A 14,728-nucleotide genomic window follows, 5' to 3' on the forward strand; every position below is an offset into this window, starting at 1 on the left:
CCTCGAAACGAACGGACCTATGCTTCGTCCTCGAAACGAACGCGGTCCCATTCTTCGCCCTCGAAGCCCCACATGCGCACCTCGGGATACATGTGCACGCCTTCCATCTCGTACACGCGACGCTGCACCTCGGCAATCAAATCGCGAACATCGCGAGCCGTCGCACCACCGGCGTTCACCACGAACCCCGTATGCTTCTCGGAAACCTGCGCGCCGCCCACACGGAAACCGCGCAAGCCAGCATCCTGAATCAGCTTGCCAGCGAAATAGCCAGCGGGACGCTTGAAGGTGCTGCCGGCGCTCGGCATTTCCAGGGGCTGCTTCTCAGCACGGCGCTGAGCCAGATCATCCATGCGCGCACGAATCTCACTAGGAGAATCAGGGCGCAGCTGCAAGGTGGCCGAGAGCACGGCCCAACCGGCATCGCCCATCATGGAGTGACGATATCCCCAGCATGCCTGCCAAGCATGAAGGTTCACGATACGCCCCTGCGGCGTGGCGCACACGAGCGAGCAGCACACGTCGCGGAACTCCCCGCCATAGGCTCCGGCGTTCATGATGGCGGCGCCGCCGATGGTACCCGGGATTCCGCTGGCGAACTCATAGCCCGCCAAACCGGCAGCGCATACGGCCTCGGCGACCTGGGCGTTCGACGCACCGGCCTGCACCGTCACACGGGAACCTTCCACAACTACGTCCGAAAAGCGCTCGGCAAATCGAACGATAACCTCGGGCAAACCCGCATCGGCCACAAGCAGGTCGCTGCCCAGGCCCAGCAAGCGCACAGGCTGGCCAGCGCCATGGCACGCTGCAAGAACATCAGCTGCCTCTTGAACGCTGGCCGGCTCGACCACCACGGCAGCAGGGCCGCCGATCTGAAACGTGGTCAGCCCGCTCATGGGCACATCCCTGCGCACCGCCTGCCCCCCGACGATTTCCCGCAGCGTTTCCAACAAAACCTCGTTCACCATATGGGTCACGACTCCTTACCGGATAACAATGCCTGGGATTCGCGTTCGCCCAGGTCGATCAACTCTTGTCGGCTATGTACGCCGCATTTCCCATAAATGCGGCGCAAATGCGTATCAACGGTGCTTTTCGCGATGAACAGCTCCGCCGCCATGCGCTCGCCCGTACGGCCGCGAAGCGCCAACGGCAAGATCTCGGATTCGCGCTTGGAAAGCTTGAACTTGGACGCCATGACGCGGCACGCATCCTCGAACCGATCGGCCTGCTTGGCGATGTGTGACAGCGCCAAGAAGTCGCCCTCGGTGAAAAGGAACAGGAACGCGAACAACGTGGCGAAACCCGCGCAAGAGGCAACGGCGAAGGGGATGTCGCCCGAAGGAGAGGCGATCTGCAAAACATTGCCGAGCGCCAATCCTCCCGCTTCGCCAAGGTAGAGCGCGGCAAAACCTCTGGAGAAGGAAAGCGCCGCATCCATGCCGGTCAGCTTCGCCATCAACACGAACAGCGAAACGAGCACGGCGGAAAGGCCTAGGTAGCCCGCAAGCACGATGGAATCGCCTGGGACGCCAAAGGGCTCCAAGACGGGCATGAACAGGTATCCGGCCATCATCAGCAGCAGCGCGAGACGATATACGCCCACCAAAAGCCTGCTCACTTCGCCATCGGACCCGCTACGGCGGGCGCTCATGCCCACAACCTGCAACGACCCGGCGCAGAACAGCGCCAACAGCAGCAACGTCGCAGCAAACGTAGGTGTGGCGACGCTACCCGGATCCGAAGCATAGGTTTCCATGAGCCCGCCTGCCAAGCCGAACACGACGGAGCCGCCCACAACCTTACGCGAAATGCGATGCGTCTCTGCCCGCTGCTTTTTTGAAGCGAGCAGCGTCGCGATAGTGAGGGCAGGTTTTTTTTGCGAGTCCGCGTTCTCCTCGACGCGCTCGCTCGAAAGCAACGGCTCGATGCCGACAAGCGCCCAGGCGCTGCCGAAGGGAAGCAGGTTAGCCACCGCAGCAGCGAGCGGAGCCTGCGAACAGACGACGGCGAGCAGGAACGTAAAAACGGCAGCAACGGCAGTTGCAAGCAACACGCCGCGGGAGCTTTCCCCATGCGATCGGGCGCCGAGCGCCCTTCCCCACGCCGCAAGCATGCAGGCGAAGGGAACGCCCACCAAAACGCCTTCCATAACCATTGAGGCAAGGCCGTATTCGGCGGGAAGGGAAACGGAGGAACCGATGGCCAGCAACACCGCATAGCACCACATAAGCGAGCGGTTCAGCAGCACATCGCGCACGCGCAGGGCAACGGCGCGCAGCACGATGAGGGTGACGGCCGCGGCAAGCAAGGTGATCAGCAAATCGATGCGTTCAAAAGTGAAGCCGCCAACTGTGAGCGCGCTGTTCCATCCCATGTAGAAGAGCGCGAACATGAACGCCTGATGGCACGCGTACCCAAGCAGCGTACGCACAAGAGTGGGATCGAAGCGCGTCTCAGGTGCGCCGGTATGATGGGTTGAAGAATTCTGCATACTCTGAAGTGTACCAGCAAGCACCGTTCAGACCTCGACTGCACGCAAGGGACCACAAGATTACCCGGGCAAATCCGAGCTCCCGGGCATTCGCGCCCCGCAGGCCATAACGCCATCGCCTCTACCCACCATAAGCGAAACCGAGGACGCCATCACCACGCAAATCCCGTTCCCATCAAAACTGCGGACCAGGATAGAGCGAAATGCCCGTGCAAAACCTTGCGCGGGCATTTCGCTGTTTGCTGTATTTCCGGTAACGGAGGCTTGACGCCCCCAAGGAAATCCTATTCCTCGCTTGCGGCGGGAGCCTTCTTGGCGGCCTTCACAGCCTTCGTCTTCGGCTCCTCCTCCACTTCCTCGTCCTCATCGAGGTCGATCTCAGGCTTACCCTGGTCGGAGGTCATGCCCTCGCGCAGGCTTTTAACGGACTTGCCGATGGCGCTGCCGAGCTTGGGAAGATTCTTCGGGCCGAAGATAAGCAGAACGACGACCAGGATGATAAGCAGCTCGGGAACGCCCATGCCCAAAAACTTCATTGATGACTCCTCCTTTTAGGATGTTGCAAAGCGGGATCGACGTTGCCCGCATCGCTTGTAACGTGACAGGCGATCGCACCCGTCAGCTCGTTTCAACGAATCCGATAATGCCGTCAGAGAATGATCGCGTCTATCATGCAAACCCGTGATTTCGTACTCAAACCTCCAATTAATACTGTCATGCAAATTGAGTATAGTTAGCGTTTTCCCTGATGAGTGGCTCTTGAAAGTCATATTAATTCAGTTTGGGCCAAAATCGCCAACCCTCGTATCAAATAAAAGGATCCCTAACCGACGTTCCCTAAACGAAGCCTAATAACGCGCGGCTTTTCCAAATCAGCAAGCAAATGCCCATGTCCCTTGACGAGAAAGATGCTTCGACTTCAGTTTTGGCCTGAATAGGATCTTGAAAGACAGGGGTTGCCGAAATCGAAATCAAGAACGGGAAAGTGCCTCGAACAGCTTTGCCCCAAAACGCAAAAAGGCAGGGGACGAAACCCCTGCCTTAGAACGGACACCGGATGTTAAGCCTTAACGTCTAGTCCTGCTGCGCTTCCTGTGCTACAAGCTGACGGTATGCGATCAAGTCCAGCTTCGCCATGATCACGTCCTCGACCTCGTAGCTGAACGGATACAGCTGCGCCATGGGACCATCCTCTTGGTAAACGGTTCGCACATAGCCGCCGCACTCATCGCACGTGGCAATGAGGTGATCATCGTCGCCCTCGACGTTGAAGAAATGCAAATGGCCCTGATTCTGCGTGCCGCAGCGAACGCAACGCACGCGCTCGATATCCCAGACGCAACCGCACTGCGCACACCACAGCGCACGGCCGCGGCCCTTGGTCTTCGTGCCGGCTTGGCCGACGTGAGCAACGGAAGCCTCGCAACCGCACACCGGACAATGGACCGAATACGGCTGATCGGCGTCACCTGCGACGCGTGCGGCCTGCACCTCCTGGGCAATGGGCTCCAGCAGCGCACGGAGCGCCAGCGAAACAACGGCTGCACCCATACACGCAGCATCCTCGCCGAGCCCATCATCTTGCAAAAGGCCCGCGAACCCTTCCACGTATGCGGAAGAGTCGTTTCCGGCAAGCTTCATGTCCGACGCCGCCACCAAACGGTCCCAACGCACACCCGCAAGCGCATCGAGCGTTGCCTGGTCGAACTGCTCGAACACCGTCATGGCACCCGCCAAACGCTCAGCAGCATCTGCCAGCGCATCAGCCGGGATGCCGGCAGGGTACGCGCGCAGCACCGGCTGCTCGGCATTCGAGCACTCCTTGAGCGCGCCCGCATCGGGAACCACATGCTCGACCTTACCGGCATGTTCCTTCTGCACCTCAGCCTGCACACCCCACAAGCTGCGGAACGAACACGAACAGGCCCGATATGGCAAGCAGGATGCACGCGATGACCGTGATGCCATGCGTCAGGCGCGCCTGCTTCGAATGACGGACTATGTACTTCTCCTTGCCGGATGCCGCGCGCTCCTGGAGGAACGCCGCGTCCTTGGCGCGGGCTTCCGGGGAAACGTTAACGGAGTGGCTCATTATTTGTCCCCCTTCTTACCGATCGGAAGGTTCTCGGTGATGTGTTCCATCGCCGTCTTATCATCCTGCGGGTCGCCGTGCTGCACCACGTCGCCGGTGATGACCGACAATGTATCCTCGGTCTCGGGGTTGTACGCCAGCTTGTAGCGCTTGTAGCCGATGGCCAGGCCGAACATGGCTGCCAAACCGGCAACGGTCAGACCGGAGATAGCACCGGTGACCGGCTTCATGATCTGGGTGAGCTGGGCCGTGGCGGGCGCCTTCGGGTCCTGCACCTGGTCATGAGCATCGATGCCGTACTTGAGCACCTGGATGACATGCAAACCGCCCATCTCATGCTCGCCGTACAGGCAGGCATCGGGATAGCCGTTCTCATGCAGCCAGGCGACCTTCTCTTGCCCTTGGCGATCATCAGGTATTCCTCCTCGGAGTTTTCCTGGGAACCGCCCAGGCTTGCGATGGCCGGGGTGTAGTTCACCGTCAGGCCGTTGTCGTTCTTCTCGATGAACGAGGCATCGCGCGTGTCCTTGACCTTGCGGGCGATCTCGGCGATGGCGTCCTCCCAAGAGATATCCTCCCAGTCGCTTGCGCCGGGACGGCGCACCAGCGGGCGCGTCGAACGCTTCGGGTTCTTGATAACTTCGCGCGTCTCGGGGTCGACAACGTTGCGCAGCTGGAACATGGTAGCGCCCTTCGGGCACAGGCCACCCTCGTTGATGGGATGGTCGGGGTCGCCTTCCAGGTTGACCAGCTCGCCGTCGCGCACCGACAGCAAAGAACCGCAACCACCTGCGCAATAGCAGCAGATGTTGGTGTACTCTTCGGTGTTCACCAGCTTCCAGTCTTGCTTGGACTCAGACGCGAACGCCTGGGTCTGCGAGGAAAGCTCGAACGCCATCGTGGTTGCCAGCGCAGCGCCGGTTGCTTTGAAAAAGCCCCCTGCGTGACAGGTTCATGCCCCTCACTCCTTTCCTACTCGTCTTGCACTCGTCTAAAAACCGATGCGAAACCGCCCACCGTGCCCTCTTGCCGATTGGAGGCTGCGGGGAGAAGGCGCCGAGGCGGCGCATCGCGTATCCGTATCGTGCGTCTACGGATACTCATTCATGCTAATGAATAATTTGATACGAAACTGACACCATTCCGCCAAATGGTGCACAAATGCACCCATTTGGAACAAATCACCCCAAAGGGGTTGCGATATATTGGACTATTCCGCGTGTTTGTCTATTTTTCCCTATGCAAACATTTGCAATTACTTGGCTATTCCTAAAGCAGTAATCGGGTTATAGATTGAGAATTGGACAGTCTTTAAGATGTGTTTACCTGTTTTACGATCCACTCGGGTCGCTTTTGCAGCGGTTCAAAGAGATATCGGACTGTAAACGCATCATCATTGGACGAAATACCTGCATCGTGGCGTTCCAAAACTGCATAATCTGAGTCGAGAATGCGTTTGATGGCATACGGGAGGAAAGGAAAAAAACGCAAGGAAGAGGTCCATGATCGCAGTTGACGCAACACCTTCAGCGGCACGATACATCACTTGAGCAATACTGAAAACTTACCTGCTAGGCCCGAGGCAGCAACAGTGCGGGATTCGATGGGCTGTTAAGGTTAATACCGCCAATCAGTCCGGAATGTTAAAGATAACACAACGAAGCGACACGACGGATTCTAGCCACAACACTGTCAGTTAGCGAGAAGCGCAAAGCGAGACAGCGGCGAATGATGCCGGAGCACGAAAAACGACGCTCAACGAAGAAGACGACGCAGAAGCAGAGATTCCGACTGCTACAGGCTTTCGATAACCTTTGCGGACACAACATTGCTCGGAGACACCAGAATGGCCCCGACGCTATCCATGTGAGGCGCGTTCACGAAAAAGGACCCGTTGGAGTTGCCGCCCATCGTGGACACTTCCTCATCCTGCAGCGTGATCACGATGTCGGCGCCCTGGAGGTTGCGCACATAGGTGCGAACCGAAGAGATGCATACGACAAGATCGACCTTGCAATCGCGGAAGTATTTGACACGCGCTTCGGCAGCCTTTTCGGAAAGCGGAACATCAACGTAGAACACGCCGATGCGCTTCGAGCCGCGCTTGAGGATAACGCCATCGCTGTATTCGGACGGGTCGGCTGTATCGAGCACCAGCACCGTGGCGCCCTTCTCCTCATAGTTGGTCTGAACCTCCTCAGGCGAGACCGGCTGGCTCTTGGCAACATCCATGCCGCCGCGGACGGTAGCGGCTTTCAGCACCGTCGCGTTATCGGAAGTTCGATCAGATTCGCCATCGTCCCGTTCGCCGGTATCGGGGACAGGCGCCGCAACGCTGCCGACATCGGACGTCAAGCCGGACGCCTCATCATTATGCGTTTGACCAGCAAGGCCATCGGAAGACTTCGTCTGCCCCAAAGCGCCCTTCGAAGAGCTTGATGTATTCGAGCCGTTGCTAGAACCCGTACTCGATGAAGCACCGTTCACAGATGCATTCTCGTCTGCAGACGATGAAGCTGCGCTGCCACCGGAGGAGGACGCCGATGCAGCCGTATCAGAAGAGGTGGACGACGCAGCCGTATCCGGGCAAGCGGAGGAAGCGGAGCCGCTCCCAGATCCCGAAACACCCTCGTCGACCTTTTCGGCCGCGTCCGCAGAGCCCACTCCCTCTTCGAGCTGCGCATCGAAGCCGTTTTGGGAATCAAGCGTCCTCGCATCCGCCTGCACGGGAAGCGTGCCTGCGTACACGATGGAGGTGTACCCTTCCATCTGACCCACCTTTTCATCGATGGAGGATGCGGCTACGTTCCATGAATGCCCTGCAACCATATACCAGGCGATCCCGAACGTGCTGAGCACGATCAGGATGAGGAATACGCCGAGCGCTTGTTTTTCACGAGTTCCGTTAGACATAGGTTCAAGTATAGTGAATGCCCCGCAAACCGCCTGTACCCCGCGGGCACACGCGCAGAGTTTACAGAAAAGGCTGCGTTAGAGTAACTTCTCGAACGCGACGCGGTCAGTGGAAGCACCTTCCGCATGGCTGATATGCACGATACCGCAACGGCTGAAGCCGCATCGCTCTATGAGTTTGAGCATGGGAATGTTACCAGGATGCGTTTCAATGCGCAGACTCTCGCACCCGTGTTGGCGGGCAACCGGCTCAGCGGATTGCAGCAGATTGCGGCCAAGGCCCTTCCCGCCATGACCTTGCGCGACCGCAACACGATGCAGAACGGCATATCGCGGGTCGCGCGAGTCTGACGCCGTCAACCATGCGCCCTCGATGGAATCGTAAACCGGTTCGCCGGTGAAGCCGATGACGGTGGTGGCGACTACTTCGCCGTCTTCCTCAAGCACATAGGAGTGACCGGCTTCGATATCATCTCGCACGATTTGCTGCGTAGGATAAGCACCCTGCCATTGATCGATGCCAAGATGACCTAGCGCGGCCTTGCCATCCATGAGCACGGCCCAGATGCCATCGAAGTCGCCATGGTCGGCAATGCGGAACTGCAATGTCATGGTTAACCTCACTTCCAGCCGTCGATGCGGCTCTGCCCTTTCCTGCATAGATGATGCGAACACCCTCAGCCATGGTAAACGTCTGCAAGTAGTTGGCAACCCAGAATCCACAACGGAACCCGTGTCGCCAACAAAACAGCGGCTACGTAACAGCGCCCAGCGCCGTCATGCCGCCCTATCTCAAGCGCAGCTCATACGCGGAACGCGGCTTTTCCCGCCCGAACGCATCGCGCACCTGGATGGTCCCGCAAAACTTGAAGCCGCGTGTTTCAAGCAGCCAACGCATCGGTTCGTTCTCCGGGTAGATATCGGCACGCACGCTGACGCGACCACCCTCACGGGCGATACGGCAGGCGCTGTCGACGATGAACGACCCGACGCCGCGTCTGCGGACCGGCTTGTCGACGACTACCCAATGCAGCTCGGCGTACTGTTGCGGAGATGCACCGGTGTCGGTGACCCATTCGCCCTTGATGCCGCGCTCGTAATTCTTATCCGCCGCGAAGGACACGGCGAACACGGCGATCATCTGGCCTTGGGCATTCTCCACCACATACGTGGAACCGTCTTTGACGCTGCGGGTCAAACGCCGCGAGGACGGGTACTTCTTGTACTTGCCCTCATCGATGCCCAATTCGGCAAAGGCACGATGCCCCTCGTCGAGCAACGCCTTCACGCGTTCGATATCGGCCATGGTTGCAGGTCGGCTATTGTAATACCCGAGCACCGACGCACGACCGGCGAAGACCGGCGGATCTTGCGGAAGCGACGCCGTCTCCACGCCCGCAAGCTCGGCATCCGACCCCTCGCCTTCCCGCTTGGGCTCGAGCTCGGTGACCATGACGATCATGACGAGGATGCACGCGCATCCCGCCACATCCCAAGTGCTCACCGAGCTATGCAGCCACAGCACGGAGAGAACCATGGCCGAGACCGGCTCGGCAGCGCACAGAAGCCCGGCTTTCACAGGTCCGCAGTCATTGATTCCCTGCAGATACAGCATATAAGCCGCGCAGGTGCCGACGACGATGACCGCCGCAAGGATAAGGAGGAACCCGGGCGTGAGCTCGACGGGGACGACCCAAGGCTGCACAACGGGCGCGAGAACCGCTCCTCCGAACAACATGGCGAACCCCGTGACCATCATCGAGCCCCATTTGGCAAGCACCTTAACCGGCATCAGCGTATACAAGGCCAACGCGACAGCCGACACCATGCCCCAGAAGCATCCCTGCTGGGACAGCGCCAATCGGGAAAGATCGCCTTGCGTGGCGATCAAAACGAGCCCCGCCATGGCGAACACGAGCCCCAGCACCTCGCGGGGATTGGGAAGACGGCGTTTGCGGAAGCACGTCCACAGCATGATGAGCACCAAACCCAGCTGCTCGATGGTGGTGCCCACGCCAGCGCTCGTATGATGGATGACGCTAAAATAGCTTACCTGGCATAGCGCGATTCCGAAAATGGAGAACGCCGCGATGCTTATCATGGAACGCCAATCACGGAAGAGCGCCCCCACCGACCGCCAGTCCTTCACGAACACGACGCCGAGGAAGAATACCGCGGAGATGAGCATGCGCACGCACGTGATCCAATAAGCCGGCGCGCCGTAATCGCCCATGAGCAGCTGGGCGCACGTGCCGGAAAAGCCCCAGCAAACGGAACCAGCCAATGCGCAGACGATACCGCGCATCATATGCCCGCCCCGCAAAGCCGCTCCTTGATGCACCCCTATAACTCCTTCCCGAATAAGAAACCCGCCTCTTGCGCGGAGACGGGTTTTGCTTCTTTAGCGTCAAAGACGCCCACCGAAATCGGCAGGCGTCGTAATGTAACAAGACTATTTTACAGCATGCGAGCGAGGAATCGACCCGTGTAGCTCTCCTTCACAGTAGCTACGTGCTCAGGTGTTCCCTCGGCCACAACGGTGCCGCCGCGTGCACCGCCTTCCGGACCCAAATCGACGATATGGTCGGCGCTTTTGATGACGTCAAGGTTGTGCTCGATGACGAGCACCGTGTTTCCCGCATCCACAAGACGCTGAAGCACCACGAGCAACTGTCGCACATCCTCGAAATGCAATCCGGTAGTGGGCTCGTCCAATATATAGAACGTTTTGCCTGTCTGACGACGATGCAGCTCGCTTGCCAGCTTCACGCGCTGAGCCTCGCCACCGGAAAGCGTGGTAGCCGGTTGCCCCAAACGGATATACCCGAGCCCCACATCGAATAGTGTTTGAAGCTTGCGCTTGATCCCGGGGATGTTCTCAAAGAACAGCAAGGCATCCTCGACCGTCATGTCGAGCACCTCGGAGATGTTCTTACCCCTATAGGTGACCTGCAGGGTTTCGCGATTGTACCGTTTGCCCTCGCACACCTCGCATGGCACGTAGATATCCGGAAGGAAGTGCATCTCAATCTTGATCTGGCCGTCGCCCTTACAAGCTTCGCAGCGGCCTCCGCTGACGTTGAAGCTGAATCGACCGGGGCCGTACCCGTGTGCCTTGCTCTCCTGCGTGCTGGCGAACAACGCGCGGATATCATCCCAAAGGCCGATATAGGTTGCGGGGTTGCTGCGAGGCGTCCTGCCGATAGGGCTTTGGTCTATGTTGATCACCTTATCGATGTTCTCGACGCCGGTGATCTTGCGATACGCGCCCGTGCGCCGGTGAGCATGGTTGACGCGATTCGCCAGCGCAGGCGCCAGCGTATCGGTGATCAACGAGCTTTTACCGCTACCGGAAACGCCCGTGATGACGGTGAAGGTACCGAAAGGAACCGACAGCGTCACATTGTTCAAGTTGTTCTCGGATGCGCCGGTAAGTTTCAGGGATCCGCGCTTGGGCTTACGACGTTGCTGCGGCACGGCGATTACGCGACGACCGGAAAGATAATCAGCAGTGAGCGAACCTTCCGTAGCCGCCACCTCCTCCGGCGTTCCGGCAGCTACCACCATACCGCCGCGCTCGCCCGCACCCGGACCCATGTCAACCACATAATCAGCGGCGCGGATGGTATCTTCGTCGTGCTCGACGACGATAACGGTGTTGCCGAGATCGCGAAGGTGTTCGAGCGTGCCGATAAGGCGCTCATTGTCACGCTGGTGCAAGCCGATGGAAGGTTCATCGAGAATGTAGAGAACGCCCATCAAGCCCGCGCCGATTTGCGTAGCCAGACGGATACGCTGCGCTTCACCGCCGGAAAGGGTTGCAGTAGCGCGTTCAAGGGTTAAGTAATCTAGGCCTACATCGACCAGGAACTTCAAGCGTGCGACGATCTCCTTCGCGATAGGATTCGCAATCGCACCCTGCTGCCCCTCGAAACGCAAATCGCCGAAGAAGTGGTAGCAATCAAGAGCGCTCATCTCGCAGACCTCGTGAATGGACTTGCCGCCCACGGTGACCGCGAGGATCTCGGGCTTCAAGCGTTTCCCCCCGCACGTGGGGCACGGAACAACGGCGAAGTAGCTTTGCAGCTTCTCGCGTTGCGTATCGCTTTGAGCCTCCTGGTATTTGCGCATTACCGCGGCAAGGGCGCCCTCCCACTCGATGAACCAGTAGGTGTTACGTCCATCGACCGTGGTGTAATCCACCCTGACCTTTTCCTCGCCCAAGCCTTCGAGCAAAGCCTTCTGGACTTTTTTGGGCATGTCCTCCCACGGGGTGTTCTCGTCGCAGCCCATATGCAATGCAACGGCTTTAAGCACCTGAGGGTAGTAGTTGCCGCTCTTAAAAGGCGCGATAGCACCCTCCGACAACGTCAACGAGGAATCGGGAACCACCAAACTGGCATCGACCTCTTCCCTGCTGCCGATGCCCGAGCAGTCGGGGCAGGCTCCGTATGGCGCGTTGAAGCTGAAGTCGCGCGGCTGAAGCTCGTCCATCGAGTGTCCGTGCTCGGGACACGCCAATGCCAGGGAGAACAGATGCTCGCCTTCGCCAAGACCGCCTTTTGCGCCGCTTGAGGAACCGCCCGCCTCGCCCTGAGGCTTGCCATCGGGACCGAGCACCTGCACAAGGACGCGGCCTTCCGCCAACTTCGTTGCAAGCTCCACCGCTTCGGCGATGCGACCGGTTGCGGCCTCTTTGAGCTGCACGCGATCGACCACCACATCGATGAAGTGCTTAATCTTCTTATTGAGCGTACGAGGCTGGCCATCCAACTTCACTATCTCGCCATCGATGCGAACACGGCTGAAGCCCTCATGGGTCAAGTCTGCGAACAGCTTAGTGAATTCTCCCTTACGACCAGCAACCACCGGCGCCATGATGATGGCCTTCGCACCGGGATCCAAGGCCAATATGTCGTCGGTCACCTGATCGGTGGTTTGCTTCTTGATAACGCGACCGCATTCCGGGCAATGAGGGATGCCGACGCGAGCATACAGCAAACGAAGATAATCATATATCTCGGTAGTGGTGCCCACCGTTGAGCGGGGGTTACGAGAGGTGGTTTTCTGATCGATCGATACCGCCGGGGAAAGCCCATCGATGCTATCAAGGTCAGGCTTGCTCATCTGCCCCAAAAACATGCGTGCATAGCTGGACAGGCTTTCAACGTACCGTCGCTGCCCCTCGGCATACATGGTATCGAACGCTAGGCTTGATTTGCCGCTACCTGACAAACCGGTGATCACAACCAGCTTGTCACGAGGGATGGTGATGTCGACGTTTTTCAGATTGTGCTCGCGAGCGCCCTTGATGACAATGGAATCCTGACCCATACTACCTAGCCTTTGATAATCACTTAGTGTTTTGCGTATCCTATCACACGAACAGGTGTTTGTGGCTTGAAATTCCAAAGCAACAAAAAAGCGACCGAGTAAAATCGGTCGCTATATATTCATGGAGCGGACAACGGGATTCGAACCCGCGACCCTCACCTTGGCAAGGTGATGCTCTACCAGCTGAGCCATGTCCGCATTACTAAAATCAGTTTAAACGAAAAACGAATCGCTGCAAGAAGAAATTCAATATTGTGAATTAAATCTCACAATGACTCATTGAACCGAATCAAACTGAAATGGTGGGCGTTACAAGATTTGAACTTGTGACCTCTTCCGTGTCAGGGAAGCGCTCTCCCCCTGAGCTAAACGCCCAATTCAACAATCACATCTTGGGGGGCCAAGACGCAAGAAGATATAATACCGGAATCGAGAATCTTTGCAAGACCCCATTTTGAAATTCTTTTCGATCCTAACGGAATATAGCCGCGAGGTAGATTCACGCCGTTATGGAGACGCCTCTTCAGACCGAAACAATAAAAAAGCGGCCGAACTATCGACCGCTATCATTTCATGGAGCGGACAACGGGATTCGAACCCGCGACCCTCACCTTGGCAAGGTGATGCTCTACCAGCTGAGCCATGTCCGCATATTTAACTTTCAAATTTGGAGGCGACGCCCGGATTCGAACCGGGGGTGAAGGCTTTGCAGGCCTCTGCCTTACCACTTGGCCACGTCGCCATCCTGGCGTCTTGTCTTATAAAGAGCTGGTTAGTTACCCAACCAGCTCATCTAAGACAATGGAGCGGACAACGGGATTCGAACCCGCGACCCTCACCTTGGCAAGGTGATGCTCTACCAGCTGAGCCATGTCCGCATCACAAATGGTGGGCGTTACAAGATTTGAACTTGTGACCTCTTCCGTGTCAGGGAAGCGCTCTCCCCCTGAGCTAAACGCCCACTTGAGTGATTTGCTTCAGCGCTTTCGGCGCGTCGGCAAGGAGATATAATACCTGAACCAGAATTCTTGGCAACCCCCTTTTTTGAAAAAGTTCGAACTTTTTTCGACACGCCATGATCAAAGCTGCCGTTTTCCCTGATGAAGGGCTAGATTCAAGATACTCCAATACCTTGTGTTCAACTTTGATGCTCATGACGCACGTGTAATTTGGCGTCTTGCCACGCCTTGGCAACGCTCACTTTTTGCCGTAGTGCCCAAAGCGCATTTAGAATTGCAACGAAGGAAGGTTCGAGGAGCGGGTTTCCGCAGACGACGATGGCTTGATGACCATCGGCAACTGACAACAAGCAACTACCTCGATTGCAGGTAGCAACAAACAAACTGCCTAGATCGACAACAGGCAACAAAAAAGCGACCTAATGGCCGCTTTCTGAATTCTGGTGTCGGAGGCGGGATTTGAACCCGCACACCCGTTACGGGCACAAGCACCTCAAGCTTGCGTGTCTGCCGTTCCACCACTCCGACGAGTTGTTGCCGAAAAGCAACGATAATTAATATATCCGAACCTTACGTACTTGCCAAGACCCAATTTCAAAAAATTTTATCGGGCGGCGATAGTGCCGGACGGATACACGATCATAAGCGCGATAAGCGACAGCAAGAAGACGACCGCGAAGATGATGGTGATGCGATCGAGGTTCTTCTCAACGATGCTGGTACCGGTTTGCGAAGAGTACACGGAGCTGGCGATCATATCGGAGATGCCCGTGCCCTTGCCGGAGTGCAGGAGAATAAAGATGATGAGACCCAAGCCGGAGATGACCAGCAAGGCGATAAGGATGATCAAAAGCGGATTCACGTGATGCTCTTTCACTCGAAATAACTACGTACGCAAGTAACTAAGTATAACGAAACGCGCCCGCGCAGGCA

General features: G+C 57.6%; 12 protein-coding genes, 7 tRNA genes and 1 pseudogene. All 20 read right to left on the bottom strand.

The window, feature by feature from the left end; genetic code table 11:
- Positions 1–17: 17 nt before the first annotated feature.
- The 20 genes and pseudogenes from murB to secG all read right to left on the bottom strand — a co-directional run bounded on the left by murB (position 18) and on the right by secG (position 14,657).
- Positions 18–971 carry a UDP-N-acetylmuramate dehydrogenase gene (gene murB / locus DW178_RS01040; protein ID WP_199669205.1) on the bottom strand — a complete coding sequence of 318 codons (954 nt, stop codon included), beginning with the start codon at positions 969–971 and terminating at the stop codon, positions 18–20.
- 5 nt (positions 972–976) lie between these two features.
- The gene (locus DW178_RS01045) at positions 977–2,497 is read right to left on the bottom strand and encodes a helix-turn-helix transcriptional regulator (RefSeq protein WP_118349279.1); all 1,521 of its coding nucleotides are present in this window, start codon (positions 2,495–2,497) and stop codon (positions 977–979) included.
- Between the two features lie 284 nt (positions 2,498–2,781).
- Positions 2,782–3,033: a twin-arginine translocase TatA/TatE family subunit gene (gene tatA / locus DW178_RS01050; RefSeq protein WP_118349280.1), complete on the bottom strand. Its 252-nt coding sequence runs from the start codon at positions 3,031–3,033 to the stop codon at positions 2,782–2,784.
- Positions 3,034–3,571: 538 nt separating this feature from the next.
- Positions 3,572–4,378 carry a formate dehydrogenase accessory protein FdhE gene (locus DW178_RS01055; protein ID WP_158573949.1) on the bottom strand — a complete coding sequence of 269 codons (807 nt, stop codon included), beginning with the start codon at positions 4,376–4,378 and terminating at the stop codon, positions 3,572–3,574.
- Position 4,379: 1 nt separating this feature from the next.
- A complete protein-coding gene (locus DW178_RS01060; protein WP_286168438.1) occupies positions 4,380–4,589 on the bottom strand; it encodes a hypothetical protein in 210 nt (69 codons plus the stop codon).
- Complete coding sequence (locus DW178_RS01065) at positions 4,589–4,921, bottom strand: hypothetical protein (protein ID WP_147363783.1); 333 nt, start codon at positions 4,919–4,921, stop codon at positions 4,589–4,591. Before DW178_RS01065 ends, DW178_RS01060 begins: the two co-directional genes overlap by 1 nt.
- A 74-nt stretch (positions 4,922–4,995) precedes the next feature.
- Positions 4,996–5,545 (bottom strand): annotated as a pseudogene (locus DW178_RS01070) (molybdopterin-dependent oxidoreductase); the annotation flags it as partial.
- An 838-nt stretch (positions 5,546–6,383) separates the two neighbouring features.
- Positions 6,384–7,358: a hypothetical protein gene (locus tag DW178_RS01075; protein WP_158573951.1), complete on the bottom strand. Its 975-nt coding sequence runs from the start codon at positions 7,356–7,358 to the stop codon at positions 6,384–6,386.
- 222 nt (positions 7,359–7,580) lie between these two features.
- On the bottom strand, positions 7,581–8,114 hold the full coding sequence (locus DW178_RS01080; RefSeq protein ID WP_118349284.1) for a GNAT family N-acetyltransferase: 534 nt from the start codon (positions 8,112–8,114) through the stop codon (positions 7,581–7,583).
- A 175-nt stretch (positions 8,115–8,289) separates the two neighbouring features.
- The gene (locus DW178_RS01085; protein ID WP_353653284.1) at positions 8,290–9,825 is read right to left on the bottom strand and encodes a GNAT family N-acetyltransferase; all 1,536 of its coding nucleotides are present in this window, start codon (positions 9,823–9,825) and stop codon (positions 8,290–8,292) included.
- 134 nt (positions 9,826–9,959) lie between these two features.
- Complete coding sequence (uvrA, locus tag DW178_RS01090; RefSeq protein WP_118349286.1) at positions 9,960–12,836, bottom strand: excinuclease ABC subunit UvrA; 2,877 nt, start codon at positions 12,834–12,836, stop codon at positions 9,960–9,962.
- A 122-nt stretch (positions 12,837–12,958) separates the two neighbouring features.
- Positions 12,959–13,034: transfer RNA gene (locus DW178_RS01095), tRNA-Gly, on the bottom strand.
- Positions 13,035–13,136: 102 nt separating this feature from the next.
- Positions 13,137–13,211 (bottom strand) — tRNA-Val (locus DW178_RS01100).
- Between the two features lie 199 nt (positions 13,212–13,410).
- A tRNA-Gly gene (locus tag DW178_RS01105) sits at positions 13,411–13,486 on the bottom strand.
- 18 nt (positions 13,487–13,504) lie between these two features.
- Positions 13,505–13,578, bottom strand: a tRNA-Cys gene (locus DW178_RS01110).
- 60 nt (positions 13,579–13,638) lie between these two features.
- Positions 13,639–13,714, bottom strand: a tRNA-Gly gene (locus tag DW178_RS01115).
- Positions 13,715–13,722: 8 nt separating this feature from the next.
- Positions 13,723–13,797, bottom strand: a tRNA-Val gene (locus DW178_RS01120).
- The gene (locus DW178_RS01125) at positions 13,788–13,991 is read right to left on the bottom strand and encodes a hypothetical protein (protein ID WP_118349287.1); all 204 of its coding nucleotides are present in this window, start codon (positions 13,989–13,991) and stop codon (positions 13,788–13,790) included. Before DW178_RS01125 ends, DW178_RS01120 begins: the two co-directional genes overlap by 10 nt.
- 245 nt (positions 13,992–14,236) lie before the next feature.
- A tRNA-Leu gene (locus tag DW178_RS01130) sits at positions 14,237–14,323 on the bottom strand.
- Positions 14,324–14,399: 76 nt separating this feature from the next.
- On the bottom strand, positions 14,400–14,657 hold the full coding sequence (gene secG, locus DW178_RS01135; protein ID WP_118349288.1) for a preprotein translocase subunit SecG: 258 nt from the start codon (positions 14,655–14,657) through the stop codon (positions 14,400–14,402).
- Positions 14,658–14,728 lie beyond the last annotated feature (71 nt).

This window comes from Eggerthella sp. AM16-19, assembly GCF_003474385.1.
GTDB lineage: Bacteria > Actinomycetota > Coriobacteriia > Coriobacteriales > Eggerthellaceae > Senegalimassilia.

Coding starts and splice junctions, on each gene's coding strand:
- DW178_RS01060 (WP_286168438.1), bottom strand. CDS start 4,589: ATGAGCCACTCCGTTAACGTTTCCCCGGAAGCCCGCGCCAAGGACGCG.
- tatA (WP_118349280.1), bottom strand. CDS start 3,033: ATGAAGTTTTTGGGCATGGGCGTTCCCGAGCTGCTTATCATCCTGGTC.
- DW178_RS01080 (WP_118349284.1), bottom strand. CDS start 8,114: ATGACATTGCAGTTCCGCATTGCCGACCATGGCGACTTCGATGGCATC.
- DW178_RS01045 (WP_118349279.1), bottom strand. CDS start 2,497: ATGCAGAATTCTTCAACCCATCATACCGGCGCACCTGAGACGCGCTTC.
- uvrA (WP_118349286.1), bottom strand. CDS start 12,836: ATGGGTCAGGATTCCATTGTCATCAAGGGCGCTCGCGAGCACAATCTG.
- murB (WP_199669205.1), bottom strand. CDS start 971: ATGGTGAACGAGGTTTTGTTGGAAACGCTGCGGGAAATCGTCGGGGGG.
- DW178_RS01075 (WP_158573951.1), bottom strand. CDS start 7,358: ATGGAAGGGTACACCTCCATCGTGTACGCAGGCACGCTTCCCGTGCAG.
- DW178_RS01065 (WP_147363783.1), bottom strand. CDS start 4,921: ATGGGCGGTTTGCATGTCATCCAGGTGCTCAAGTACGGCATCGATGCT.
- DW178_RS01125 (WP_118349287.1), bottom strand. CDS start 13,991: ATGAGCATCAAAGTTGAACACAAGGTATTGGAGTATCTTGAATCTAGC.